Raw genomic sequence first — 26,207 nt, 5'->3', positions numbered from 1 at the left:
TTTTGGCACTGGTCCGCGTTCAACATCCCGGCAGATATCACCGAGCTGCCTGCTGGCGCAGGCGCCAAGGAGGACCTGGGCGTCGGCGCGGTTGTGCTCACCGGTGATTCCGGAGTTAAAGGGTTCTACGGCGCAAACCCGCCGGCAGGCCACGGGCCGCACCGCTACCTGTTCGTAGTCCACGCGGTGGACACGGAATTGCCGGCAGATCAGATCGCGAACCCAACGCAGCTCGGGTTCAACCTGAACTTCCACTCGTTGGGCCGGGCAATCATCTGGGGTTGGTACGAGAACCAGTAGTATTCGGCGAATGGTACCTGTGCAGCTTCGCGTCGGCGGTGCCTTTTTAGGTCTTGCCGCCGCACTCGTCCTCTATGCAGTCGTCGGATTTACCCGTGGTGATGAGGGGTTTGTGATCACCCCTCAGGTGCTCACGGTGCTTGTGGCTGTCGCTCTCGTCGGTGCGTTTGCGACCACGAACAAAGAGCAGCAAGGCTCGCGCACGCAGGTTATCGCCCTTTTCATCGCGATCGTCTTGATCGGCCTTGGGGTAATTTTGCCGAACACCGCATTATTCACGACGACGCCGGTGTGGCTTGTCGCTTGGGCTATCGCCGCGGGCTTCTGCGCCGTGATTCTACGGCGCAGCGTGCAACCGAAGGCCTAGAGCGCTTTCCACTCAAGCCCACTGCCCACGGCCTGCTCAATAGAGTTCAGACCGTGGGCCTTAATCTGTGCAGCAATGCCCCGGTGGATATCCCGGATCCAACCCGGGCCGCCGTAGATGAATGGCGTGTAGCCCTGCAACAGATTGGCACCTGAAGTGATGCGTTCCCACGCCTGTTGGGGTGTGGAGATACCGCCAACACTGATGATCGCCAATTGGCCGCCGATGCGGTCGTAGAGGCGCTTGAGCACCTCGAGTGAGCGTGCCGCAACGGGTGCACCAGAGATGCCACCCGCACCCATGGCTGCAACATCGTCTGCATTGGTGTGCAGCCCGTCGCGGGAGATCGTGGTGTTGGTCGCCACGATGCCGTCGAGTCCAAGTTCGACAGCGAGGTCTGCAACAGCGTCGATGTCCTCGTCCGAAAGATCTGGCGCGATCTTGACCAGCACCGGGGTGGTGGTCGACTCTTTCACCACGGAAAGGATGGGGCGAAGCTCCTCCACCGCCTGCAGGTCGCGAAGACCCGGCGTGTTCGGGGAGGACACGTTGACCACGAGATAGTCGGCCAGCGGGCCAAGGGCGGTAGCGGTTGCGCGGTAGTCGGCGACAGCGTCTTCGGCGGTCTTGTTCTTGCCGATGTTAATCCCGACGATGTCGTCGGACTTCCTGCTGCGCAGGTTATCTGCGACAACGAGTGCACCCTTGTTGTTGAACCCCATACGGTTCAAAATTGCCTTGTCCGCGGGAAGGCGGAACAGGCGTGGGGCGGGATTACCCGGCTGCGGCTTCGGAGTCACCGTGCCCATCTCTGCGTAGCCGAAGCCAACGGCGCCCCAGGCGTCGATAGCTTCAGCGTTTTTATCAAACCCAGCCGCAAGTCCGAGCGGGGCAGGGAAGTCAACGCCGAACACTGTCTGGCGCAGCACGGGGTCGTGGACGCGTACAACCTTCTCGAGTGCGCGGTTGATGGGACTCGCGGCATCCAGCACACGCAGGCCACCGCTGATGATGCCGTGGATGCGCTCCGGCGGGATGCGGAACATCAGTTGCAGGGCGCGGTCGTAAAGACTCATGTTGGTCTCCTAGTTAATCTGCTCGTCGGGTGCGACGATTTGGATGCCATCGCCGGTGGCGGATGCGAGGACGACGGTGCCGTCGTCAAGCGAAATGATGCTCTGAGCGTTCGCGACAGTGGCGAAACTCTTCTTTTCGATCGGCACACCCTGGGAGATGTCGTATCCGGTTGCGGTGTTTTCAGCCAAGGAACTTACCCATGCAAGGCGTTGCGACGAATCCCACGCGACGTCCCACGGGCCTTCCGGCACAGGTGCGCTCTGCTGGAGACGAATGATGTCGTCGGTGGTGTAGACGTGGATCTGGTTGCCGGTGGAGTCGGCGGCGAGCACAAGCCCGTGCTCGCCTGCGGCAACCTTGCCCACGCCGAGGCCAACACGCAGCGTGCCGCCCTGGCGGGAGCCCTGCCAGTCGATGTCCTGGATGGTGGTGTCGAAGCTGCTGATGCGAACTACCGCGTCATCTTGGCCGTCGAGGGCGACCGCCTGCAGCTGGTCGGTCTCGCGGGCAACATCGATCGTGTCCGACAGTTCCCCGTCCTTAAACACCCACACTTTGCGCTCTGTATCGCTTGCAGCGAGCACTTCACCGCTGGAAACAACAGTCGCCGAAGTCACCGGAAGGTCGGTGCTAATAGTTTGCGCGGCTTGGCCGAAGACGTTGACAGCCCCATCACACGCCACTGCGAACGACCCATCGCTGGCAGATACATCCCCGCACGACGCGTCGAGTGGATGCTCTTCAGCCTTGCCGTTGGCAATGTCGTCGATCGACCCAATCAGTAGAGCGTTTTCTGTGCGCACCCCGACAACACCGTTTGTCGTGTCTAGGTCGCGCACAGCCTCAAACTGCACTACACGCCCAGCCGGGTTCTCGCTCGCAGGGGACTGGGCAGGTTCGGCGCTGCCCATGTTGGCTGCGGCGTCGCCACCCGCCTCCTCGATTTTTGCGTTCGGGGTGGCGCTGCATGCTGCCAGCGCGAGCGGTAACACCGCGCTAAGGCAGAGTGCGGCAGTAAAACGGGAAGCAGTACGTCGAACAATCACGCACGTAAGCCTAGCAATCAGCCTGCTGCGTTCAGTGATCAAGCGCGGTGCGGAGTAGGGTGTGCAGCCATGATGTCGTGGCTACAGGTGATCGTCCTCTCCATCGTGCAGGGCTTGACGGAGTTTCTCCCGGTGTCCTCGTCGGGTCACCTCCGTATCGTCTCAGAGTTGTTTTGGGGGGAGGACGCTGGCGCAAGTTTTACCGCTGTGATCCAGCTCGGTACCGAGCTTGCCGTACTTGTGTACTTTGCCAAGGACATTTGGCGGATTCTCACCGCGTGGTTCGCTGGACTGTTCGACAAGGCCAAGCGAGGGTTTGATTACCGCATGGGCTGGATGGTCATCGCCGGCACGATCCCAGTCGGGTTGGCAGGTGTGTTGCTGAAGGACCTGATTCGCGAAAACTTCCGCAACTTGTGGATCACCGCGACCGTGCTCATTTTGTTCTCTCTGGTGTTCATTCTTGCGGAACGCTGCGGCAAGAAGTCTCGTGGGTTTGAGGAGCTGACTATGAAGGACGCCGTTCTCATGGGCCTGTGGCAGTGCCTAGCGCTGATTCCTGGTGTGTCGCGCTCCGGCGGAACGATCTCGGGTGGTTTGTTCCTCAACCTCGACCGCGAGGTTGCTACCCGGTTTAGCTTCCTTCTGGCTATCCCCGCGGTACTCGCGTCTGGTCTGTTCTCCTTGCCCGATGCGTTTGACCCGCAAGCGGGACAGGCTGCCTCCGGAATGCAGCTGCTTGTCGGCTCCGGAATTGGCTTTATCGTCGGTTACATCTCCATTGCGTGGTTGCTGAAGTTCGTTTCTAACCACTCGTTTGCCTGGTTCGCTGCCTACCGCATCCCACTCGGTGTCATTGTGATGATTCTGCTTGGCACTGGTGTCATGCAGCCTGTGTAGGGTTGGGCGCATGCAAGCTTGGCCGAACCCAATTGTTCCTAACATTGCCGGCACTTCGGTGCCGCTGAAGCTCTACGACACCGCTGATCAGCAGGTGAAACCTGTGGATACCACGCCGGATGCGAAGGGCGAAGTGGGGTTGTATGTCTGCGGTATCACTCCATACGACTCGACCCACCTGGGACACGCTGCCACCTATCTCACATTCGACCTTGTGCAGCGTCAGCTGATCGCTAACGGTCACAAGGTGCACTATGTACAGAACATCACCGATGTTGATGACCCTCTGTTCGAGCGAGCCGAGCGTGACGGTGTGGATTGGCGCGAACTCGGCTCAAGCCAGATCGATCTGTTCCGCAGTGACATGGAGATTCTCTCCGTCATCCCGCCGCGCGATTACATCGGCGCGATGGAGTCTGTCGATGAGGTCATCGAGATGGTGCAGAAGCTTCTCGACGAAGGCGTGGCTTACACACTCGACCAGGGCGATGTGTATGCCTCGATCGATGCAACCGAGCAGTTTGGCTACGAGTCGAACCTCGACCGAGCAACGATGGAGGAGTACTTCGCTGAACGCGGTGGCGACCCGGAGCGTGAAGGCAAGCGCGACAAGCTTGACGCGCTGATCTGGCGTGGTCACCGTGAGGGCGAGCCAGCCTGGGACTCGCCGTTCGGCCTAGGTCGTCCGGGATGGCACGTAGAGTGCTCCGCGATTGCGACGAACCGCTTAGGAGCAAGTTTCGCGATCCAAGGTGGTGGTTCGGACCTGGCGTTTCCACACCACGAGTTCTCGGCCGCGCACGCAGAGGCCGCGCTGCACGTGGACCGGATGGCCGGCCACTATGTGCACGCGGGCATGATCGCACTTGATGGTGTGAAGATGTCGAAGTCACTAGGTAACCTCGTCTTTGTTCACAAGCTCACCGAGCAAGGCCACGAGGCTTCCGCGATCCGGCTGGCGGTGTTTTCCCAGCACTACCGGGAAGACCGTGATTTCTCCGACGCGATTCTTCACACCGCTGAGGAGCGACTCGACCGGTGGCGTGAGGCCCTGGCGAACGAGGTGTCTGAAGACGAGGCGCTCGGTGTCGTCGATAAGTTGCGCGCTGCGCTGGCAGACGACCTTGACACGCCCACAGCTCTTCGTGTGGTCGATGAAGCACGGGGCGACTGCGACGGTGTGATTGCGACAGCACTTGAGGGGCTACTCGGTGTGCATCTCTAGGCCTCATCCAGCACAATGGTGGTCATGAGCGCAGCAGCACACACGATTCGTGCCCAGTTCCAGCCTGAAGTCGACGAGTTTATCGATGACCTGACGATGTTCGCCTCAGGCTCCTACCTTTCTGAGGAAGACAAGGAGTTGTGGGACGAGCCATTCGACCCGTCCGTGTTGCCCGAGTTGCGGAAAATGCTCGAGCAGTACCTCGACGAGGTCGACGCACTCGGTTCCCAGCCAGAGGACCAGCAACTGGTGGGGCTAGTTGGACCGTTCTACGAGCGCTTGGAGGCGTTCAATGTCCGTCATGCGGACGCGGTGCTTGAGCCAGAAGAAAAGGCAGATATTGAGACGCTCGTGATTCGGGTGTGCACCGCGGCGGGCGCGACCGATGAGGCGCTAGAAGCGCTGCCGGAATTTGAGTAGGCAGCGTCCGGCGGCCGTCTTCTGGGATATGGACGGCACGCTGATCAACACCGAGCCGCTGTGGGGACAGGCGACCTACGAGTTAGGGGAGTTGCTTGGTCGGCCACTGACCCCAGAGGTTCGCGAGCGCACCATTGGCGGGAGTTTCCCGAACACGCTTCGCATTGTGGCGCAGTGGGCGGAGCACACACTGACTGACGGCGACGAACAGCGTTATAAAGACTGGATGTTCGGTCGGATGGCTGAACTGTTTTCTGCAGGTATCGAATGCAACCCAGGGATTCTTGAAGTGCTGCAGTCGCTGAAGGAAGACCACATGCCCATGTTCGTGACGACGAATACTGAACGCGTCCTGGCAGATCCGTGCATTGATGCGATTGGGCGTGCGTTCTTCACCGGCACCATTACTGGCGACGAAGTGATCCACCCGAAACCTGCCCCCGACATGTACCTCGAAGCAGCCCGGCGCGTCGGCGCCGCTCCGCAAGACTGTCTCGTGGTCGAGGACTCGTTCAGTGGCATGTCAGCTGCGGCTGCAGCGGGATGTGCAGTGTTGGGGCTCGCGGATCATGTACCTGCCGGTGTGTATCGGTTTGATCCCCACCTGTTTGTGGGGGCCAGTGCCGACGACGTGTACCGCTGGTTTGCTGCAGCCTGCGGGGCGTAGGTGTCACGCGCACAATCGTCGAGAGGCTTCGGTTTGCTACGTATAGTGGTGTGCCATGAGCACTCGTATTGAAGAAGACCTGCTTGGCAAGGCTGAAGTCCCCGCTGATGTGTACTACGGAGTGCATACGCAGCGAGCAGTAGACAACTTCAAGTTGTCGGCCAGCACCCTGAACGATTTGCCGGAGTTCATCCGTGGCATGGCCCAAGTGAAGAAGGCTACCGCTATTGCGAACCGTCGCCTGCATGTGTTGCCGCGCGAGAAAGCCGAAGCAATTGCGTGGGCCTGCGACCAGATTCTGGAAGAGGGACGCTGCATGGATCAGTTCCCGATCGACCTGTTCCAGGGTGGCGCGGGTACCTCGGCAAACATGAACACGAACGAGGTGGTGGCTAACCTCGCACTGGAATACGTTGGTGCTGAGAAGGGCTCCTACGGCATCATCAATCCGAACGATGATGTGAATATGTCCCAGTCCACCAACGATGCGTACCCGACTGGTCTGCGTCTCGGTGTGTACTACGCGGTGCAGGGCTTGCTTGAGGAGCTCGACGAGCTGCAGAAGGCACTGCGCGCGAAAGGCGACGAGTTTTCCGACATCATCAAAATGGGTCGTACTCAGTTGCAGGACGCGGTTCCGATGACGCTGGGTCAGGAATTCACTGCGTTTGGCGCAAACCTCAATGAAGAGCAGCGCACCATCAGCAACGCTGCGACGTCCCTGCTGGAAGTCAACCTTGGCGCAACCGCAATCGGTACGGGAATTAACACTCCGAACGGCTACAAAGATCAGGTTGTCACGGCACTTCGCGAGGTCACCGGCCTGGACATCCAGGCCTCTCCGGATCTGATCGAAGCCACTTCGGATACCGGCGACTACGTCATGATGCACGGCGCTATCAAGCGTGCGGCAATGAAGCTCTCCAAGATGTGTAACGACCTGCGTCTGCTGTCGTCCGGTCCTCGCGCTGGTCTGAACGAGATCAACCTTCCGGAGCGCCAGGCTGGTTCCTCGATCATGCCGGCCAAGGTCAACCCGGTTATCCCGGAGGTTGTTAACCAGGTGTGCTTCAAGGTCTTCGGCAACGACGTGACGGTCTCCATGGCTGCTGAGGCAGGTCAGCTCCAGCTCAACGTCATGGAGCCGGTCATTGCTCAGTCCTTGTTTGAGTCGATCCGTCTGCTGGCCAATGCGGCACGTACGCTGCGCGAGAAGTGCGTTGTGGGCATCACTGCGAACAAGGACGTGTGCGAGGCTTACGTGACTAACTCGATCGGCATCGTCACCTATCTCAACCCGGTGATTGGTCACCATAACGGTGACATCATTGGCCGTGAGGCTGCTTCCACCGGTAAGAGCGTCTATGACCTGGTGCTGGAGAAGGGCCTTATTGAGGAAGAGGATTTGAAGCGGTTGCTGAGCAAGGAAAACCTCATGCACCCGGAATTCCGCGGCAAGCTCTACGTTGATGAGGACGACGCTCAGTAGGTTTTAAAACCGCATTTCCTTCCGCGTCAGCGGTGAACCGGGGCAGGGTGGTAGCCAATCTCACACCTGCCCCGTTTCCTTTTGGTGTGATCAATACGGGATAATGGCGGAAGTTCTTACTAACCCGTAATGAAGGAGCGCACACCATGTTGGTTGCCCTGCACACCCTCATTCTTTTCGGGGCAATCGTGTTGGGTGCACGCATTGGCTCGATCGCGATCGGCTTCGCCGGAGGACTGGGGGTGTTGCTGCTCGGTGCGACAGGCATGCCGGTCACCGCAGATGCAATCCCGTTTGATGTCATCGGCATCATCATGTGCGTTATCGCAGCAATTTCTGCAATGCAGCTCGCCGGTGGCATGCAATACCTCGTGGATCTTGCGGAGCGACTCTTACGCAGAAACCCTAAGCGCATCACTGTGTACGCCCCGATGGTGACGTGGTTGATGACAGTCTTCGCGGGAACGGGGCATACGGCATTTTCCACGATGCCGGTTATTACAGAGGTAGCTAAGGAAGGAAACGTTCGTCCTTCACGCCCCTTGTCAGCGGCCGTGATCGCTTCACAGATGGCGATCGTCGCTTCACCAATCTCTGCAGCAGTTGTGTTCATGGCGTCAGCGCTTGAACCGCTTGGGGTGGGGTATCTCCAGATTCTTGCGGTGATGCTTCCTGCGACGTTCCTCGCAATTTTCCCGACGGCGTGGGTTGCCAATCATATGGGCAGTGAGCTTGACGACGACCCCGTGTACCTCAAACGCAAGGCCGCTGGGCTCGTCGCAACGCACCAAGCTCATGACAATTACGTTCCCGCACCAGGAGCGAAGCGCTCGGTCGCTATCTTTCTGGCAGCGATCGTCATTGTGATGGTCTACGCAACGCTGATTTCGGATCAGATTGGCCTGATTGCAGAGCCAACAGTGCCACGCAACGAGGCAATCATGGCCATCATGCTCAGCGCCGCGGTCGCCATCATTATGAGCACCCGCACTGCTGCCGCGGAGATTCTGAACACCCAAGTTTTTCGATCCGGCATGTCCGCATGTGTCTGCGTGCTCGGCGTGGCGTGGCTGGGTACGACGTATATCAACTACTACATCGACGACATCCAAAACATCGCCGGTAACGTGCTGACGTCAAAACCCTGGCTGCTCGCGGTCGTGCTCTTTGTCGCCGCGTCACTGTTGTATTCACAAGCCGCTACGGCGAAAGCGCTCATCCCCGCCGCATTGGCGATAGGGGTCAGCCCACTCACGGCACTTGCAGCATTCCCGGCGGTTTCTGCACTATTCGTCCTGCCCACGTACCCAACCCTGCTCGCGGCGGTGGAGATGGATGACACCGGCTCGACCCGCATTGGCAAGTACGTGTTTGACCACCCATTCCTCGTCCCCGGAGTGGTCTGCATTTTAGTCAGCGTAATCCTGGGATACCTCATCGGTGCGGCGGTAGTGTGAGATGCATGACTGCACAACCGTTGACTGACGTCGAAATCGCTCAAGCACACGAACTCGAACCCATCACCGACATTGCCGCTCGCGCCGGCGTGGATGAGGACGCGCTCATCCCGTACGGCAAGTACATGGCCAAGGTGGACATCAACAAGACCCCGAAGGGCAAGCCGGGCAAGCTCGTTTTGGTGACCGGTGTGTCCCCAACCCCGGCTGGCGAGGGCAAGTCCACCATGCTGATCGGTCTGACCGATGCACTGGCGAAGCTTGGACACAAGGCGATGGTGGCGCTTCGCGAGCCTTCGCTCGGCCCGGTCATGGGCGTCAAGGGCGGTGCAGCAGGTGGCGGCTACTCCCAGGTCGTTCCGATGGAGCAGATCAACCTGCACTTCACCGGTGACTTCCACGCCATCACCAGCGCCAACAACACCCTGGCTGCGCTGATCGACAACCACATCCATCAGGGCAACGAGCTCAACATCGACCCGCGTCGCGTGACCTGGCAGCGCTGCGTGGACGTGAATGACCGCGTGCTGCGCAACGTGATCACTGGCCTCGGGGGCCCGACCTCGGGTGTTCCGGCAGAAACCGGCTTCACCATCACGGCTGCGTCTGAGATCATGGCGATCCTTGGCCTGGCCACGGACCTGGAGGACCTGAAGCGTCGCCTCGCTGCGATCACCATCGGTCTGACGTACGACGGCAAGCCGGTCACCGCCGGTGAGATCGGGGCACAGGGCGCGATGGCCGCTCTGCTCAAGGACGCCGTGAACCCGAACCTGGTGCAGACGCTCGGCGGTACCCCCGCCTTTATCCACGGCGGCCCGTTTGCCAACATCGCACACGGCTGCAACACGCTCATCGCAACCCGCACGGCACTCGACTACGCCGATATTGTGCTCACGGAGGCCGGCTTCGGTTCTGACCTGGGTGCGGAAAAGTTCTTCGATATCAAGGCCCGCTATGGCGACTTGGATGTCGCAGGTGCGGTGATCGTCGCTACGATCCGCTCGATCAAGCACCACGCCGGCATTGCTAAGGAAGACCTCAAGGCCGAGAACGTCGATGCGCTTGCAGAGGGCATCGTGAACTTGGAGCGCCACGTGGAAAACGTGCGCAAGTTCGGCGTCACCCCGGTGGTTGCGCTCAACCGCTTTGTCACCGATACCGACGCCGAGCTCGATTTCGTGCGTAACTGGGCAGAGTCCAAGGGCATCGCGCTTGCCGACGCCAACGTGTGGGCCGAAGGTGGCGCCGGCGCCACCGAGCTCGCGGAAACCCTGTTAGCGAACCTCACCGAGGGCGAATCGCACCCGCTGTACGACCCAGCTGAGGGGGTGGAGAAGTCCATCGAAACCATCGCCAAGGAGATCTACCGCGCAGGCGAGGTGCAGTACTCCGCTGCAGCTCTGAAGGACCTGAAGACGTTGAAGGACAACGGCTTTGACAACCTGCCGGTCTGCGTGTCCAAGACGCAGTACTCCTTCTCCGACGACCCGACGGAACTTGGCGCACCCGAGGGCCACACCCTGCACGTACGCAATCTCATCCCGCGCACTGGCGCAGGTTTCGTCCTCGCGCTGACCGGTGATGTGATGACCATGCCTGGCCTGCCGAAGAAGCCGGCAGCCAACAACATCGACGTCGACGAGAACGGCGTGGTCAGCGGACTGTTCTAGTCCGTTTCCGGCCCCGGCTCCTCCTCTGCGCGGGAGCCGGGCCAACCGGGATACTCGGGTGGTGTGCCGCCAAACGCTGGACACAGTGATTGGAAGGCGCACCACCCGCAAAGCTTTGACTGCTGTGGACGGAACGAGCCGGCTTTGCCGTCGGCTTCGATCTTCCACCACAACTCCGCCAGGTCGCGCTCGAAGTACTCCAGCTCCTCGCGTGAAGGGGTGAGGATCATTGAGTCCATCACCTTCAGGTACATCAGTTTCAGCTGGGTCGGCACAACGCCGAAGAGCCGCCAGTACACCAGTGCATAAAACCGCATCTGGAACTGCGCGTCCTGGGAGTAGCGGGGCAGTGGCTTCTTGCCGGTCTTGTAGTCGACAACACGTACCTCACCGGTCTGCGCAATGTCCACACGGTCGATGAACCCGCGCACGGGAACGCCGTTGGGCAGCGTGAAATCAACTGGCATTTCTTGCGCGTGCGCGTCGAAGCCGAGCGGGTTTTCCATGGTGAAATAACCGCGCAGGAGCGTGCGGGCATCCACGAGCAGCTGGTAGTCGTCTTCGACGGGTTCGGCGCAGGTGGGGTCGTCGATACGCATCTGTTCCCACGTCGGTTTGAGCCGCTTCACGGCGGCGGGGTAGGTGCGCTCCTCCCTGGGCCACGTGAACATCTCCTCCAGGACAGCGTGAACCAGGGTGCCTTTCACCTGCGCTTCCGTGGATGGTTCCGGCAGGCGGTCGATCGCGCGGAACCTGTATTGCAGCGGGCAGCGCTTGTAATCGGACGCGCGGGAGGGGGACAGGGCGAGTGGTCGTGGTGTTTTGCTGGGTGTCATGGTGCCCAACATTTTAGAGTGGGGGTATGACACAGCCGTTCATCGATTTCATCAGCCAGAGTCCATCCGCCTATCACGCGGCGGAAAACGTCGCCACAAGCCTCGAGGCAGCAGGGTTTACTCGCCGGGCATTGCTTGACGACGACGCCACCCGCCCCGGCGGCCACCTCATCATCAGCGATGGCGCCGTCATTGCCTGGTGGGTCCCGGAGAACCCCAACCCGCGGTTCCGTGTTGTCGGTTCGCACACGGACTCACCTGGCTTGATGGCCAAGCCGGACCCGGATGTGGTGCGTGAAGGGTTCCGCCAGGTTGCCGTCGAGGTCTACGGAGGGCCGATCCTGGCGAGCTGGTTTGATCGCGACCTCACCTTTGCCGGCCGAGTAGTGACCACTGACCGCAAGGAGCACCTGGTGAACACGGGGGCGGTTGCGCGCGTTCCCAACTTGGCTATCCACCTCTACCGCGGCGATGTGCCGGAGATCGACCGCCAGGTCCACACCCAGCCGATCCTGGGCGTAGACCGACCGTTGCTCGAGTTGGCGGCGGAGTCGGCGGGCATTGCTGCAGACGACATCGTGGCGCACGAACTCATCACCGCGGACGCACAGCGCGGCGAGGTCATCGGTGATCTTCTGGCCGCTGGTCGCCTGGATAACCTGACCAGTGTGTGGGCGTCGCTCGAGGCGATGCTTGCCGCCAAGGACGATGCCCAGGACATTCTGGTGCTTGCGGCCTTTAACCACGAGGAGGTGGGCTCTGCATCCACCGCCGGAGCCGGCGGCCCGATGTTGGAGCGCGTCCTGACCAAGGTGGCTGCGGCCTTCGGCGATCCGTCTGAGATCATCGCGAACTCCATCCAGGTTTCCGCCGACGCGGCACACGCGGTGCACCCAAACTATCCGGGCAAGCACGATCCGACGCACCACCCGCTGATCAATAAGGGACCAGTGCTGAAGATCAACGCCAACCAGCGTTACGCGTCCAATGCCGCCACAGAGGCCGAGTGGATCCTGGCGTGCCGCGCTGCCGGCGTGCCGCACCAAACCTTTGTGGGCAATAACGCTGTGCCGTGCGGGTCGACGATTGGCCCGATTTCCTCGACGCGTCTGGGCCTTCCGACGGTCGATGTGGGTGTGCCGCTTTTGTCCATGCACTCCGCGCGCGAGCTGTGCGGAGTGGACGACATGGATTACTTCGTGCGCGCACTGTCGGCTTTTTACACCGGCGCACAGTAGGGCATACTTACCGGCATGTATTCGGGACCGTTCCAGCCAGGCGACAAGGTGCAGCTCACTGACGCGAAGCGCCGCCACTTCACCATCGAGCTCAAGGAGGGTGGCCAGTTCCACTCCCACAAGGGCATCGTCAGTCACGATGACATCATCGGTGCCGACGAGGGCACGGTGGTCAAGTCCACGCTGGGTTCGGACTACCTCTGCTTCCGCCACCTGCTGGTGGATCACGTGCTGTCCATGCCCCGCGGCGCCGCGGTGATCTACCCGAAGGATGCGGCCCAGATCCTCGTTGAGGGTGACATCTTCATGGGCGCACGCGTGTTGGAGGCGGGTGCCGGCTCCGGCGCGTTGACCATGTCGCTGCTGCGCGCGGTCGGACCCGAGGGGCACGTGTACTCCTACGAGATTCGCGACGACCACCTGGCGTTCGCCAAAGACAACGTCGCTGAATACTTCGGTGGCGAACCAGAATGGTGGACGCCGCGCCTCGGCGACTTCGGCGAGGTCACCCCGGAAGACCTCGACGGCCAGGTGGATCGCGTCATCTTGGACATGGTCGAGCCGTGGCACTTCATCGACACCGTGAAGAACGTGCTCATCCCAGGTGGTGTGTTCATGACGTACGTGGCCACCGTGCCACAGCTGATGAACATTATGGAGGCTATCCGCGAGGCGAAGTGCTTCACCGAGCCGCGCGCCTGGGAGACCCTGCTGCGCGAGTGGAAGGTCGACGGCCTGGCCACGCGCCCTGAACACCGCATGAACGCACACACGGCGTTTCTTGTCTGGACCCGCAGGCTCGCTGATGGTGTGACGCCGCCGCGCCCGCAGCGTAAGGCTCGTCGATAAGCACTTGCGTCCTATCGACGATAGGTAGGCTCGGATCCATGGTTGGACACATTGAAGACGATGCTTTCGGGCCGGAATTGCGCAACCTCAAGCGCGAGAATCAAGATTTGGGGGCGCTCAACAAGCGGCTTGCGGAGTTGCTGAAGTCCAGCCGCGACAAGCTCAATGACCTCTACGTCAAGGTCGAGGAGCTCGGCGAGCCCGCGTCCACCTACGGCATCTACCTCGCCCCGGGTACTCGCGATGGGGAGGCGGAAGTGCACACGTCCGGTCGGCGGATGCGTCTGAAAATCTCGCCTTTGGTCGAGCCGCAAGCCCTTGTACCGGGCACGCTTGTGCGCCTCGGCGAGGGGACCGTTGTAGTGGAAGCCTGCGGGTTTACCCCAACTGGCCAGATTGCCACGATGGTGGAACGCATCGGCACAGATCGCGCCGTGGTCGCCGACCAGCAAGGCGCGGAGTCGCTGGTCATGCTCGCCGAACCGCTACTCAAAACCACGCGCGCAGGCGATACGGTGCTGGTGAATTCGTCCGCCGGTTACGCGTTTGAGTGCATCCAGAAAACCGAGGTCAACCAACTCTCGCTCGAGGAAATCCCGGATGTGACCTACGAAGATATCGGCGGGCTGTCCTCCCAGATTGAGACGATCCAGGACTCCGTCGAGCTGCCCTTTTCACACCCCGAGCTCTACGCCGCGTACGACCTCACCCCGCCGAAGGGCTTGTTGCTGTACGGCCCTCCGGGTTGTGGCAAGACGCTGATTGCAAAGGCTGTGGCGAACTCGTTATCGCAGCGTATTGGCGACGGGGGACAGGCACACTTCATCAACGTCAAGGGCCCCGAGCTGCTGAACAAGTTCGTCGGCGAGACCGAGCGTCGCATTCGCCTTATCTTCGAGCGCGCTCGCGAGCTCGCTTCTGAGGGCAACCCCGTCATCGTCTTCTTCGACGAGATGGAATCGATCTTCCGCACCCGCGGTTCCGGTGTTTCTTCCGACATGGAAACCACCGTGGTGCCGCAGTTGCTGACTGAGATCGATGGCGTGGAGGACATCGCGAACGTCATCGTCATCGGCGCGACGAACCGCGAGGAACTCATCGACCCGGCAATCCTGCGCCCGGGTCGCCTCGACATCAAGGTCCGCGTGTCGCGGCCCAACAAGGAGGAGTCGAAGGACATCCTCGCCCGCTATCTCACCGAATCGATTCCACTGGCAGCACGCCGCGAGGAACTTATCGACGCAGCCGCTGCCGCTCTGTTCGCCCCGCGCCCCTTCGTGCGACTCGAACTTGTCGACGGCACCGCCGAGGTACTGCACTACTCCGACTTCGTCTCTGGCGCTTTGATTGCCAACGTGGTGGATCGCGCGAAGAAGCTTGCGATCAAGGACCACCTCTCAGGTGTATCTACCGCGGGTGTCACCGCTGATCACCTGCGCGAAGCAGTACGCGACGAGCAAGACGAGAGTGAAGACATGCCGAACACCGCGAACCCAGACGAGTGGGCGCGTATTACCGGCCGCCACGGCAAGCGTGTCGTCGCTGCAGAAGTTATCGGGTAGTAGTTATTCATTTTCCTCGATGAGTGCATTCTGCACCGATAACCCTTTTTCTAATCGGTCGATTCGCTCTTTGAGTACGCGGGCATTCGCGGGTGATTGAAGTAGAAAAGAGGTCTCGTTCATTGACTCGTATTCCGTGCTCGAGACAAAGTCGGCCCCCTTGCGAGACTCTGAGTAAGTCATGACTTTCATCATATGCGTCCGACAGTTTGGACGACGATCTCAACGGCATGGTCGAAGTCAGACGCGCTCAAGTGAGCAAAGCTCAGCAACAGCCCGTCGCCACCATTTGTCCACAATGCAGATTCATGGCCAGACTCGACGCCTGCCTCAAGCAGGCGTTGTTCAAACGCATCCCGTTCCTTTCGCGTGTCAAAATGCACTGCAAGGTCTGCGCCGTCGCCGGGTGCAAGTTCTGCACCGTTGACCAACGGAACCAGCCGCTCGTTGAGTACTTCGCGCCGCTTCGCGAGACCACGGTGCACAGCGCGAGATGAGCGGCGAGCGACGCCGTCGTTAAGCAAGTACGCGATGGCACGCTGTGTGACCGAAGAAACTGGCATGCCGAGGACGCTGCGAACCTCGCGCAGCACTTCTGCAGTTGCTGGCGAGGCGACGACGTAGCCGGCCGCGAGTTCCCGCGAAAGCAGCGTGGAAAACGTGCCAAGGGTGAGCACGTCCGCGCGTGTGGCCAGCGAGGACAGCGCAGGCTGCGGGGAGATGCGGTAGCGCAATTCGGTGTTGAAGTCGTCTTCGATTATCACGGTTTCGGTGCGAGCCGCCCATTCCAGGAGCTCCACACGGCGGGTGGCGGGCATGGCGCCACCGAACGGGTAGAGGTGGGAGGGGGTTACCAGCAGAGCGTCCAGAGTGTCGGGGAGTTCGCTAACCACAATGCCCTCGTGATCGGTTGCGCATTCCATGACCTCGTGGCCGCCGAGCGGGATCACTCGCCTTAGTCCTGGATGTCCGGGATCCTCCACACCGACGCGAAGTGCGGGCCCTAGTGCGTAGAGGATGCACATCAGCCCTTCGCGTGAGCCGCCGGTGACCACGATCTGATCCGGCAAAACGCGCATGCTGCGTGCAAGGCGGAGGTGTTCAGCCACCGCGTGGCGTAGCTCCGGCTCCCCGGACTTATGCATGGAGTTGTTGGGTTCAGCAGCGGCCTCGCGCCATGCTTTGCGCCACGTAGCGGGGCGGATGGTACCCGCATTGCCAGGAGAGGGCTTCAGGGAGATCTGGGCCTTCGGCATCATACGGGGCGGCGCGCTGGTGACGCGTTCAGGCATCCGTGCCGCGACGGTGAGGTCCGGGTGGATCCGCGTGGGCGCTCCCTGGCTGGTCAGCAGGTACCCTTCGCCTTCGAGCTGGTCATATGCAGTGACGACGCTGCCGCGCGATACCCCGAGTTGCTCGGCTAGGGCACGGGTGGACGGGATTGCGTCGTTAGGCGAAAGCGCGCCGGTGGCAACAGCGTCGCGGATCCCTGCCGCGATTTGAGCAGGAATGGGCGTGGGATAGTCGCGTGAGACGTCGAGAAGCATCAACTGGTCCAAAGAATCTAAATATAACTGGCTCTTGGAATCTACCAGTTGGAGGTGCAGACTAAGCGGTATGTCTGATGTAGAACAGTTGAACCAGAAGTTCCTCGGCGGCGTGATTATGGACGTCGTCACCCCAGAACAGGCGAAGATCGCCGAAGACGCCGGCGCGGTCGCTGTGATGGCCCTCGAGCGCGTCCCCGCGGATATCCGCGCCCAGGGTGGTGTGGCCCGCATGTCGGATCCGGATCTGATCGAAGGCATCATCAACACCGTCGATATCCCGGTCATGGCCAAGGCCCGCATCGGCCACACGGTGGAGGCGAAGATCCTCGAGCACCTGGGCGTGGACTATATCGACGAGTCCGAGGTGCTCAGCCCGGCGGACTACGTCAACCACATTGACAAGCGTGGCTTTTCCGTGCCGTTCGTCTGTGGCGCGACCAACCTCGGCGAGGCACTGCGCCGCATCAACGAAGGTGCATCCATGATCCGCTCCAAGGGTGAAGCTGGCACGGGTGACGTGTCCGAGGCCACCAAGCACATCCGCAAGATCACCAGCGAGATCGCTGGCCTCCAGGCTATTTGGGAGAACAACCGCGACGAGCTCTACGTGGCCGCCAAGGAGCTGCAGGCTCCGTACGACCTTGTAGCGTGGGTTGCCGAGAACGGCAAGCTGCCAGTGCCATTGCTTGTCGCTGGTGGCGTGTCCACCCCGGCTGATGCGGCCTTCATGATGGAACTCGGCGCGGACGGTGTGTTTGTCGGCTCCGGCATCTTCAAGTCCGGCAACCCTGAGGCCCGCGCAAAGGCTGTGGTGAAGGCGACGCAGAACTGGAACGACATCGCGGTAGTCACCGAGGTGTCCCGTGGCCTGGGCGAGGCGATGGTGGGCATCAACGTCTCCGACCTCCCGGCACCGCACCGCCTGGCTGAGCGCGGCTGGTGACGCATTTATTCGTGCATCGACTAACCGGTTGAGAATGGCCATAGTTGTACGACCCTAAGTTCTCTGCGACTCGAACCTGTCAAACACATCGCCCCCAGGTCATGCGTGATACTTGGGGGCGAAGACTATTTCCTCATAACCACTCGAATTGGGCGGTCGAATCTATGTGTCTCTTCGAATTGCGAAAGCACTAGCACCGGCAGTGCGGAACTGCACCAGAAAACTCGCAATCAGTACTAGCCCTGTAGTGCATAGGTGCTCCGGAGAGAACCACGGTCCAGCATCTAGAAGTACCGCAAAAGGCCATGGGGTGAAGTTGGTAAAGAAAACCAAAGGCGTATTACAAAGCGCCCACAGGATAATGGTGGCGAGTGTCCCCAGTGATTTTCCCCACTGCGTGATCAGTATTGCACCTGCCGCAAATATCAACACACTGTTGTTGATAATCAGTTCGCTCTCTGGACTGACGGCGGGATCGGTCCCCGGCTCAAGATGATAAGCAACATTGCTCTGGATCGAGGCGAAATAGGCGACAATCACGACGACCATCGCACCAAAGGTTTGTCTAAATACTGATAACCACTGAGCCCGTCGTCTCCGCAGATCAATGTGAGGCATCGAAGGTGTTACAAGCACAACCGTGGTCAAAGCGAAAAGAAGCGAAACTAGCTCAACAGCTGTAATGCCAAAGGTCTCAGTGGGACTACCTCCGACCTCAAACGTTATCCCACGAACTAAACGAATCATTACTCCGCAAAATGCCCCCAAAAGGCAAATGATGTGCCACGGGGTGGACAAGAGAATACTACGGATCGGCATCGGGCTACCTCTGAGTAACTAAACGATGGTCAATGGTTGACCTAGGACTCCTCCGTCAACATTTCCCATGTAGCTTGACAAGACACAATTGCTCTCCAGTTCTTCGCTATGTTTTTGTCAACCACGCTGTGGTCAAGGGAAGATAGCACGTCCTCCGGTGCTGGATCCGTCTCACCGCTCTCGGAAATGCTTTTGTAGAAAGCACCATTTTTCTCAACGCTCTTGGAATAAACACCAGTGCGCTTAGTGATATAGACCCCAACTCGGTCGATCACAAAGGCTCCTTCGGACGTCGGATCTGTACATGACCCGATTCCTAGCTCATCGAGAAGAAGCCCACTGATGTCTAGGCGCCGATCCTCGCCGGCGGTCGTAAAGTTTTGGTAACCGTGGTCCCCGGACTTGATCCGGTAAGCCGAATTGCTGGCGAGTTTCCTCGGTCTTACGCCGTCCGGTAAATATTCTTCGAGGGCGGAGATATCACGAGTCATTTGCTCAAGCCCGGGCTCATCGGCCGAATCCACACATATCTCTGACCCGCCCGACGAGAATGCGCAAGAGTCTCGATCGACGATCGCGACGGGACCTGCAGCTGCCTGCAACAGACCTGCAACACCGACAATCGCCGTAATAGCAATTACTCCGCTAAGACTAATGTTTTTCGAAGCACCAGCAGCCAACAAAAGAAGTCCACCAGCTACCAGTGCGAGGCAAACGCTTACACCCAAGGCAACTACCAGGTTTCGAGGCTCAGTGAGATCAGTCGGATCAACCGCCTGCAAAACAATTGGAGCGACTGCCCAAGTTTTGGCACTGTTAGCACCGAACGCGACAACAAAGTAGGTGACAATAACTGCAATCAATGGCGAGACAGCGGGATGAAACTTGCGAAAGGCAAGCGCAACGAAAGCGGACAGCGCAGCAACCGTGGAGAGAAAAACAGTGCTGACAGCGACTACCAGCAGAATCCAGACGGATCCATCTGCACTTTTAGCGATAGCATCGGTAAAAGCAGGAATAGCCCCAAGTGATATTGACGCGGCTGTAATTAATGCTGGGGCGAGGGTCAAGAATAGAACCTGCAGTTTTAGCGGGTATCGGCCAAGTGAGTTGGCAGTTCCCACGCGAGGAGAAGCTAACGCTGCCACGTTGTAGGAGACGATGACTGCTAGTCCAAAGCAGGATAAAGCAGTTGCATCTCGAAATGCCTCAGCGATATCCGCAGTTCGCGGATACGCAAATTGCATTTGTTTAGAGGTCACCCAAAAGGAAACCCCAACACCGAATACCACCTGAAGGACACCGAGCACCATGAGCACTGGTGAGCCAAATTTTCTAGTGATCATAAGCTGAAGTCCTGAATTAATGTTTCGATGCCACGTAAGCGAGGGCGCGTTCTAGGGGATCGGTTGACACCGAGGAAAAATTGTCTGCCGAAACAGCTTTTAACCGATTCCATTCTCCCTCGTACGCGATGCGACCGTTGTGGAGCGCAACCACGTTGTCAGCCACATGCTCGAGATCATCCTGCAGATGCGTGGAGAGAATGATTGTTGCGCTATCTTTGAGACGATTTAGGAGATGTCGCACCTCAATCCTCGCCTGCGGGTCAAGACCTGCGGTAGGTTCATCCAAAAATAGAATATCGGGCGAATGGATCAGGGAAGCTGCAATTCCAACGCGCCGAGTTTGTCCTCCAGACAGGTTGCTGACTCGGGAATTCTCAATCTCTGGGAGCTCGATCATCTCCAATACTTCCGGGATTCGTCGCAAATAGGCGCGTCTATCAAGCCCTGCAACCCAGCCTGCGTATGCAAGGGCATCACGGCATGTCATAGTCGAGGCGAAACGTACATCTTGGGGTACATAGCCAATACGACGCCGATAGTTAACTAACGCTCTTCCTGCGATCTCCGTTCCATCGACCGAAAATCCACCTCGTGTCGGCTTTTCTATGGTGCACAGGAGACGTATCAACGTAGACTTTCCACTGCCGTTGCCGCCTATCAGGACCGAGAGACCCGGCGGGAACGTTACAGACACGTCTTTGACTGCTTCCGTAGTGCCAGTGCGTGACTTGAAAGTCTTGCTTAAGGAATTGGTGCGGATCAAGGAGCTTCCTTCCTATTTATCGGCAGGCCCCGGAGTTATCTCCACGCAACGAGTTTCCTGTGCTGCTGGCCACCCGGCCGTAGTAGCTTCCAGGTCCCTTGCATGCCCCAAAAGCTCGAACTATTTGATTGTTTACGCCCCTGACAGAACCAATGAGTGGGTCCGGTGCCCGAGGAATATCCTTGCGCAGCTCTAAGAAAAATTCAGCATTGTTCGCGCAGTTTTCCCGACCGCCTTGGATGCCCAGCCAATTTGTGGACTTGTCCCAACCGACATCCCAGACAACCAAACGGCAGGTTCCCGGCGCTCCACTTTCGCGGAAATCGTACGGAACAATCTCTGAAACATCGTCAGTCATCGATGTGGTGGGCGAATCGGACCACTGAGAAGGTTCCAAGGAGACGCCACTGCTTGGCGATGCGTCTGATATGGGCGAGAGGAATGACATACCAATTGCGGTTGCTGTCAGTATGGCGAAGATGTGGCGCCTTGAAGCTTGCATGTTCGTTACTCCTAAAAAGTTCGGAGGTGAAGCACCTCCATCAGAAAATTACTGGTGTAAAAAATATAGCATGGCTTACTATTCTGCGACAATAGTGAGAATACTCACAATTTGCCCCCGGCCTGTAGTCTGTTGAAGTGATGAGTAATAACCAATTGCGCTACATGGGTACCGAGACCGAATACGGCATCACTTGCCCCGATAATCCGCTGATCAGCCCGCTAGTTACCTCCACTCACGCGGTGGTGGCGTACGCGGCGTTGCGCACAAAAGCGCGTACGCGATGGGACTATGCGGAAGAAGCCCCGCTGAAGGACGCCCGTGGGTTCGATCTGCAGCGCTACCGCAGTGTGCCGGTGGTGGACGCGAATGCGATCGGGGTGGCGAACGTTGTCGTCGCTAATGGTGCGCGTTATTACGTTGACCACGGCCACCCCGAGTACTCAAGCCCAGAATGCTCGAACGCTTTGGACACCATGATTTATGACGCAGCCGGCGATCACATTCTTAATGACGCCGCCGCTGACATCCGCCACCTGTGGGAAGAGCAGGTCTCCGTCCTGGCTAATCACGATCCGTGTCCGCCGCTGAAGTTCTACAAGAACAATGTCGACGGCAAGGGTCGCTCCTACGGCAGTCACGAAAACTACCTGTACTCGCGCCACACCAATTTTGAGCGGCTCACGCAGGCGTTGATTCCATTCTTCGTCACTCGCCAGGTGATCATTGGCGCCGGGCGTGTCGGTATCGGCCAGGCATCGGAGAAGCCTGGTTTCCAGATCTCGCAACGCGCCGACTACTTCGAGCAGGAAATCTCGCTCGAGACGACACTCAACCGCGGCATTGTGAACACGCGCGACGAGCCACACGCACCGGAGGAGGACTTCCGTCGCCTCCACGTCATCGTGGGCGATGCGAATATGAGTCAGTACTCGAACTTCCTCAAACTCGGTATGACGAAGTTGGTGCTCGACGCCATTGAGCAGGACGTGGACTTCTCAGACCTGCGACTGAAGGACCCCGTCGCGGAGATCCATGCGGTTAGCCACGATCCGGCACTGACGCACGAGCTTTCGCTTGTCGACGACACCACGCGCACCGCAATCTCCATCTTGCGGATCTACCGTGAGCGGTGTGCAGGCCTTGAGGGGCTTGGGGTCGTCGATAAGCAAGTGCTCGAAATGTGGGGCGAGATTCTCGATGACTTGGAGCGCGATCCGCTCTCGACGGCGGACCGGCTGGACTGGACCGCAAAGTGGTCGCTGATCCAGCGTTTCGAGCAGCGCGGCGCGACGATGGCAAAACTGCAAGCGATTGACCTGCAGTACTCGGACATTGACCCGTCGCAGTCGCTGTATCACGCGCTTGTCCGCAAGGGTGCTATGCGCACGCTGGTTGATGCGGAAACGATCAAACGCGCCGCCGCAGAACCACCGCGCGACACCCGTGCGTACTTCCGCGGCACTGCCGGCCAAAAATTCGGCGAGAATCTGGTTGCCTCAAGTTGGCAGTCGATGCTGTTTTCTGTCGACGAGCAGCTCTACCGGGTCCCGCTCGACCTGCTCGGGGAGCACACCGCGGCGGACACCGAAGAACTGATCGCCCAATCCAACACGGTGTCCGAATTGCTGGCCGGACTGGGCTTGAAAACGAATAGGTAAAGGTAGGCTGATAGCCATGGCTACGCAACAGATGCACGCCGCAGGTGGCGGCGGTGAAGATAACGGTGACAACTTCGACGCATCGCAAGGCGCCGGGCAAGCTCAAATCAACACGACCGGTACGGATGATCTGTTGGACAAGATCGACGCGCTGCTGGACACCAACGCGGAGGAGTTTGTGAAGTCCTTCGTGCAAAAGGGTGGTCAGTAAACGCAATGGTGGCTGGGTACCCGCGGCGCATCATGGGCGTCGAAACAGAATTCGGCGTGGCCGCCTACGACGGTGCCCGCCAAGTGCTCACCCCGGAAGAGATCGCCAGGTACCTCTTCCGCCCGGTAGTGGCGCAGCACCGCAGTTCCAACGTGTATGTGGACAACGCTGCGCGTCTCTACCTGGATGTCGGATCGCACCCGGAGTACGCGACGGCGGAGTGCGACTCGCTGTCCCAGCTCCTCGCGCACGATAAGGCGGGCGAGTGGATCTATGCGGATCTTGCAGAAACGGCTGACAAGGCCCTTGCAGCAGACGGCCTCGGCGGGTCGACCTATTTGTTTAAGAACAACGTGGACTCCCGTGGCAACTCCTATGGTGCACACGAGAACTACCTGGTCAGTCGCGAACTCGCGCTGAAGTCCTTCGGTCAGCAACTGCTGCCGTTTCTGATCACACGCCAGCTCATCTGCGGCGCCGGCAAGATCGCAGGCGACACATTCGTCATCTCGCAGCGCGCCGACCAGGTATGGGAGGGTGTGTCCTCTGCGACGACGCGCACCCGCCCGATCATCAACACCCGCGACGAACCGCATGGGGATTCGCACCGTTTCCGTCGCATGCACGTCATCGTCGGCGATTCCAACATGTCCGAGCCCACCTTTGCACTGAAGGTGGGCTCGATGCTGCTGGTCATTGAGATGCTCGAGGCAGGCTTTGACCTGCCCGACATGGAGCTCACAGACCCGATTGCGCATATCCGAGACATCGCAGCGGACCCGACCGGGTCGACACCACTCGACCTAGCTGCGGGCGGCACCGTGACCGCCTTGGAGGTACAGCGCACAACGCTTGAGGCTGCAAAGCGCTGGTTGGCGCAACGCCCAGACGAGGGCACGCCGAACGAGGAGATGGCCCGCGTCGTGGACTTGTGGGAGCGCACCTTTGATGCGATTGCGACGCAGGATTTCTCCCAGGTAGACACAGAGATCGACTGGGTGATCAAGCGTAAACTGCTTGAGCAGTTCCGTGCCAAGCTCGGTTGCGGCTGGGACCACCCGAAGCTCGCCCAGATCGACTTGACCTATCACGACATCAACCGCAAGCGCGGGCTGTTTTATCTGTTGGAGCGCAAAGGTCTTGCCAAGCGCTGGATTACTGACGACGAGATCGCACAGGCCGTGGCGAACCCGCCTGAAACCACACGTGCCGCCATCCGCGGGAAGTTCCTCGCGGCAGTACGTGAGGCAGAGACACCACATAACGTCGATTGGGTGCACCTGAAGGTCAACCGTCCGGAGCCGCGCACGATTGAGTTGCTCGACCCGTTCGCCAACACCAGCGCCGAGGCAGATGATCTCATCGACTACGTCAACGCCAACGCCAACGCCGGGGAAGGGGAGTAGCACATGGCCGACGATTCTGACATGATCATCCGCCAGGTCGGCCTCACCTTTGCACTGCTCAACTCACCTGAAAAGCGGGACGTCGCGTGGGTACAGCGCCACGTCGACGGTTACGGAGGTCGCAGCCGTGACGCTGCAGGTCATCTCATCCGCCGTGACGTCGCAGAACTGCGCCGACTCTGGGTTCCCGCCCACTTTGTGGACGGGGAAGTTTGGGTCGATAAAGACCTCTACGAGCTTCCCCCGGTGGATCTCACCGCCGAGGAAGCATCCGTCGTCGGTTTGGCCGTAGACCTCTCCCAGCCGGGCTCGCTCGGCAGTTTCGCGCGCTCGGGATGGACAAAGCTCGCCGCATCCGGTGCGACGCGGAACCTGGACGCTCCGACGTTGGTGTCGGTGTCCAACGACATCTTCCAACTCCGCCCAGAGACGTTGCGCGCCATCGTTGCGTGTGTGCGCAACAAGCAGCGCATGTCCTTCGACTTCGTCCGCGCACCAGGCAAGGATCCTGAGCGTCGCGTAGTGGACCCGTGGGGTGTGGTGTCGCTGAACAACCGTGCCTACTTCGTCGGCTACGACATCGACCGCGGTGCCGAGCGCGTCTTCCGCGTGAAGAAGATCTCCCAGGTCAAACGTGTCAACACATCGGAGCAGTTCCACGAGCAAGAACGCGAGCTCCAAAGCATTGTGGAGGCATCGTTGCGAGGCGACCTGGTTGATGCCACCGTCGCCGTTGCCAATGGAGCCGGTGAAGAACTCGCAATGCGGGGCAAGCGTATCGACGACACCATCACGCTCACCTCAGTCGACCGCGATTGGATCGTTCGCGCGATTGCCAGCATCGCGGGCAACGTTATTGCGGTGGAGCCAGCTGGGGTACGGGAGGACGTCGTCAAGCTTCTGCGCTCTGCGAAGGGAAAGGAGCCTCATGAGCACTGATCTGCAGCGTCAAGAGCGCGTGGTGCGTTTGCTCAACCTCGTTGCTTACGCATCCAACCACGCGGACCTGACAGTGATGGAGATCGCGCGAGACCTCGGCGCAGATCCGCAGCAGGTGCGCGATGATCTGGACTTGCTGTACATGTCGGGCGTTGGCACTGGTCCGGGGGAGATGATCGAGCTGGAGCATTCCTGGAAGGGTGTGCGGATCATCGACGATCAAGGCTTGACCAAGCCGCTTCGCCTCACCCCAGTCGAAGCAAGTGCGCTGCTGGTGCTGCTCGACTCGTTAGAGACAATGCCTGGGCTTGTCGATGCCCGCGCGGTCCGCTCCGCAGCCGACAAGATTCGCGCAGCGACAACCTCGAGTGGCATCGGCGATGCGGAGCACCCCACGACGTCGAGTGTTGCGTCCACTGTCGCCGACGCACTCTCTGCCAAGAAGCAACTTGAGGTGACGTATTACTCGGCAACCTCCGACACAACGAGTAAGCGAACAATCGAGCCGGCGAGCCTCTTCCATGAAGACGGCAACACGTACCTCCGCGCCGCAGATGCCAGCGAGATGAAGACGTTCAGGCTTGACCGAATCCGGGAAGCAGTGCTTCTCGACGAGCCGTCCACCGCCACGGACACCGACTTCGACAGCGCCGATCCCTTCGGGATGGCCCTGCAGGCGAAGGCTCGGCTGTTAATTCATCCGGACGCGACGTGGCTGGCGGACTACTGGGACATCGATATCGAAAGTGACGTAATTGACTCCGAAACGGGGTGGATTCCGGCCACCATGCACTACGGCAGCGGCGACTGGCTGATCCGGTTCTGCCTAGGTCAAGCCGACCGCGTACGCATCCAAGAGCCAGCGAAACTGGCTGCTGAACTCGAGGCGCGCGTGAATTCTGCGCTCGAGGCGTTAGACTAAGAGCCCTTACACGTCTGTTGTTGAAAGGAATGCAAT

At 59.6% G+C, this 26,207-nt stretch carries 26 protein-coding genes; 18 read left to right on the top strand and 8 right to left on the bottom strand.

The genetic code is table 11. The features are described 5' to 3' along the window. Both HMPREF2656_RS06795 and HMPREF2656_RS06790 read left to right on the top strand, forming a co-directional pair. Positions 1–300: YbhB/YbcL family Raf kinase inhibitor-like protein (locus tag HMPREF2656_RS06795; RefSeq protein WP_141761049.1), on the top strand; the 300-nt coding region annotated here is incomplete at its 5' end. 10 nt (positions 301–310) lie between these two features. Continuing rightward, entirely contained in the window at positions 311–667 is a 357-nt protein-coding gene (locus tag HMPREF2656_RS06790; RefSeq protein WP_070423161.1) for a hypothetical protein, read from the top strand. Here HMPREF2656_RS06790 and HMPREF2656_RS06785 read toward each other — a convergent pair. Both HMPREF2656_RS06785 and HMPREF2656_RS06780 read right to left on the bottom strand, forming a co-directional pair. Beyond that, complete coding sequence (locus tag HMPREF2656_RS06785; RefSeq protein WP_070570326.1) at positions 664–1,743, bottom strand: quinone-dependent dihydroorotate dehydrogenase; 1,080 nt, start codon at positions 1,741–1,743, stop codon at positions 664–666. The genes HMPREF2656_RS06790 and HMPREF2656_RS06785 overlap by 4 nt on opposite strands. 9 nt (positions 1,744–1,752) lie before the next feature. Continuing rightward, positions 1,753–2,790, bottom strand: a complete 1,038-nt coding sequence (locus HMPREF2656_RS06780; RefSeq protein ID WP_244268727.1) for a YncE family protein — start codon at positions 2,788–2,790, stop codon at positions 1,753–1,755. A 72-nt stretch (positions 2,791–2,862) separates the two neighbouring features. Between HMPREF2656_RS06780 and HMPREF2656_RS06775 the strand changes: the two genes are divergently transcribed. The 7 genes from HMPREF2656_RS06775 (at position 2,863) to HMPREF2656_RS06745 (ending at position 10,621) form a co-directional block, all read left to right on the top strand. Then, the gene (locus HMPREF2656_RS06775) at positions 2,863–3,690 is read left to right on the top strand and encodes an undecaprenyl-diphosphate phosphatase (RefSeq protein WP_070816375.1); all 828 of its coding nucleotides are present in this window, start codon (positions 2,863–2,865) and stop codon (positions 3,688–3,690) included. A gap of 10 nt (positions 3,691–3,700) precedes the next feature. After that, positions 3,701–4,915 (top strand): cysteine--1-D-myo-inosityl 2-amino-2-deoxy-alpha-D-glucopyranoside ligase, encoded by a 1,215-nt coding sequence (gene mshC / locus HMPREF2656_RS06770; protein ID WP_070816195.1) that lies wholly within the window; start codon positions 3,701–3,703, stop codon positions 4,913–4,915. 24 nt (positions 4,916–4,939) lie between these two features. Then, a complete protein-coding gene (locus HMPREF2656_RS06765) occupies positions 4,940–5,335 on the top strand; it encodes a hypothetical protein (RefSeq protein ID WP_070451478.1) in 396 nt (131 codons plus the stop codon). Continuing rightward, positions 5,328–6,002, top strand: coding sequence for an HAD family hydrolase (locus tag HMPREF2656_RS06760; protein ID WP_256381252.1), 675 nt, complete (start codon positions 5,328–5,330; stop codon positions 6,000–6,002). The genes HMPREF2656_RS06765 and HMPREF2656_RS06760 overlap by 8 nt, the downstream gene beginning before the upstream one ends. Positions 6,003–6,057: 55 nt before the next feature. After that, positions 6,058–7,491: an aspartate ammonia-lyase gene (gene aspA, locus HMPREF2656_RS06755; RefSeq protein ID WP_070816193.1), complete on the top strand. Its 1,434-nt coding sequence runs from the start codon at positions 6,058–6,060 to the stop codon at positions 7,489–7,491. A gap of 146 nt (positions 7,492–7,637) precedes the next feature. After that, positions 7,638–8,948 (top strand): anaerobic C4-dicarboxylate transporter, encoded by a 1,311-nt coding sequence (locus HMPREF2656_RS06750; protein WP_070816192.1) that lies wholly within the window; start codon positions 7,638–7,640, stop codon positions 8,946–8,948. A gap of 5 nt (positions 8,949–8,953) precedes the next feature. Continuing rightward, on the top strand, positions 8,954–10,621 hold the full coding sequence (locus HMPREF2656_RS06745; protein WP_070484796.1) for a formate--tetrahydrofolate ligase: 1,668 nt from the start codon (positions 8,954–8,956) through the stop codon (positions 10,619–10,621). Here the strand turns inward: HMPREF2656_RS06745 and HMPREF2656_RS06740 are convergent. Then, positions 10,618–11,457: a RecB family exonuclease gene (locus HMPREF2656_RS06740; RefSeq protein ID WP_070816373.1), complete on the bottom strand. Its 840-nt coding sequence runs from the start codon at positions 11,455–11,457 to the stop codon at positions 10,618–10,620. The genes HMPREF2656_RS06745 and HMPREF2656_RS06740 overlap by 4 nt on opposite strands. A 26-nt stretch (positions 11,458–11,483) precedes the next feature. On the opposite strand from HMPREF2656_RS06740, the gene HMPREF2656_RS06735 reads away from it, so the two are divergent. The 3 genes from HMPREF2656_RS06735 to arc are packed head-to-tail and all read left to right on the top strand — an operon-like array spanning position 11,484 to position 15,106. Beyond that, the gene (locus tag HMPREF2656_RS06735; RefSeq protein ID WP_070816191.1) at positions 11,484–12,695 is read left to right on the top strand and encodes a M18 family aminopeptidase; all 1,212 of its coding nucleotides are present in this window, start codon (positions 11,484–11,486) and stop codon (positions 12,693–12,695) included. Between the two features lie 15 nt (positions 12,696–12,710). Next, entirely contained in the window at positions 12,711–13,544 is an 834-nt protein-coding gene (locus tag HMPREF2656_RS06730; RefSeq protein WP_070423170.1) for a tRNA (adenine-N1)-methyltransferase, read from the top strand. 38 nt (positions 13,545–13,582) lie between these two features. Next, positions 13,583–15,106, top strand: coding sequence for a proteasome ATPase (arc, locus tag HMPREF2656_RS06725; RefSeq protein ID WP_070816190.1), 1,524 nt, complete (start codon positions 13,583–13,585; stop codon positions 15,104–15,106). 3 nt (positions 15,107–15,109) lie between these two features. Here the strand turns inward: arc and HMPREF2656_RS13320 are convergent, their stop codons facing one another. Further along, on the bottom strand, positions 15,110–15,289 hold the full coding sequence (locus tag HMPREF2656_RS13320; protein WP_210384752.1) for a type II toxin-antitoxin system Phd/YefM family antitoxin: 180 nt from the start codon (positions 15,287–15,289) through the stop codon (positions 15,110–15,112). A gap of 8 nt (positions 15,290–15,297) precedes the next feature. After that, entirely contained in the window at positions 15,298–16,665 is a 1,368-nt protein-coding gene (locus HMPREF2656_RS06715; protein WP_246825132.1) for a MocR-like pyridoxine biosynthesis transcription factor PdxR, read from the bottom strand. Between the two features lie 58 nt (positions 16,666–16,723). On the opposite strand from HMPREF2656_RS06715, the gene pdxS reads away from it, so the two are divergent. Beyond that, on the top strand, positions 16,724–17,599 hold the full coding sequence (gene pdxS / locus HMPREF2656_RS06710) for a pyridoxal 5'-phosphate synthase lyase subunit PdxS (protein ID WP_070423174.1): 876 nt from the start codon (positions 16,724–16,726) through the stop codon (positions 17,597–17,599). Between the two features lie 162 nt (positions 17,600–17,761). On the opposite strand, the gene HMPREF2656_RS06705 is transcribed toward pdxS, so the two are convergent. The 3 genes from HMPREF2656_RS06705 to HMPREF2656_RS12525 form a co-directional block, all read right to left on the bottom strand. Continuing rightward, positions 17,762–18,346 carry a hypothetical protein gene (locus HMPREF2656_RS06705; protein WP_141750679.1) on the bottom strand — a complete coding sequence of 195 codons (585 nt, stop codon included), beginning with the start codon at positions 18,344–18,346 and terminating at the stop codon, positions 17,762–17,764. Between the two features lie 113 nt (positions 18,347–18,459). After that, positions 18,460–19,764 carry a hypothetical protein gene (locus HMPREF2656_RS06700; protein WP_070484790.1) on the bottom strand — a complete coding sequence of 435 codons (1,305 nt, stop codon included), beginning with the start codon at positions 19,762–19,764 and terminating at the stop codon, positions 18,460–18,462. 16 nt (positions 19,765–19,780) lie between these two features. Next, complete coding sequence (locus tag HMPREF2656_RS12525) at positions 19,781–20,530, bottom strand: ABC transporter ATP-binding protein (RefSeq protein WP_083279525.1); 750 nt, start codon at positions 20,528–20,530, stop codon at positions 19,781–19,783. A 642-nt stretch (positions 20,531–21,172) separates the two neighbouring features. Between HMPREF2656_RS12525 and dop the strand changes: the two genes are divergently transcribed. The 5 genes from dop to HMPREF2656_RS06670 are packed head-to-tail and all read left to right on the top strand — an operon-like array spanning position 21,173 to position 26,171. After that, a complete protein-coding gene (gene dop / locus HMPREF2656_RS06690; RefSeq protein ID WP_070816187.1) occupies positions 21,173–22,693 on the top strand; it encodes a depupylase/deamidase Dop in 1,521 nt (506 codons plus the stop codon). A gap of 16 nt (positions 22,694–22,709) precedes the next feature. After that, a complete protein-coding gene (locus tag HMPREF2656_RS06685; RefSeq protein ID WP_070816186.1) occupies positions 22,710–22,904 on the top strand; it encodes a ubiquitin-like protein Pup in 195 nt (64 codons plus the stop codon). A 32-nt stretch (positions 22,905–22,936) separates the two neighbouring features. Further along, on the top strand, positions 22,937–24,310 hold the full coding sequence (gene pafA / locus HMPREF2656_RS06680; protein WP_371440651.1) for a Pup--protein ligase: 1,374 nt from the start codon (positions 22,937–22,939) through the stop codon (positions 24,308–24,310). Positions 24,311–24,313: 3 nt separating this feature from the next. After that, the gene (locus tag HMPREF2656_RS06675) at positions 24,314–25,249 is read left to right on the top strand and encodes a helix-turn-helix transcriptional regulator (protein ID WP_070816184.1); all 936 of its coding nucleotides are present in this window, start codon (positions 24,314–24,316) and stop codon (positions 25,247–25,249) included. Further along, the gene (locus HMPREF2656_RS06670) at positions 25,239–26,171 is read left to right on the top strand and encodes a helix-turn-helix transcriptional regulator (protein WP_070816183.1); all 933 of its coding nucleotides are present in this window, start codon (positions 25,239–25,241) and stop codon (positions 26,169–26,171) included. The genes HMPREF2656_RS06675 and HMPREF2656_RS06670 overlap by 11 nt, the downstream gene beginning before the upstream one ends. The last annotated feature ends 36 nt before the right edge of the window (positions 26,172–26,207 follow it).

The sequence above is a fragment of the Corynebacterium sp. HMSC034B08 genome, from assembly GCF_001835805.1.
Lineage (GTDB): Bacteria > Actinomycetota > Actinomycetes > Mycobacteriales > Mycobacteriaceae > Corynebacterium > Corynebacterium coyleae.
Note: the sequence above shows the minus strand (reverse complement) of the source record. Positions and strands in the feature narration are given on the sequence as shown.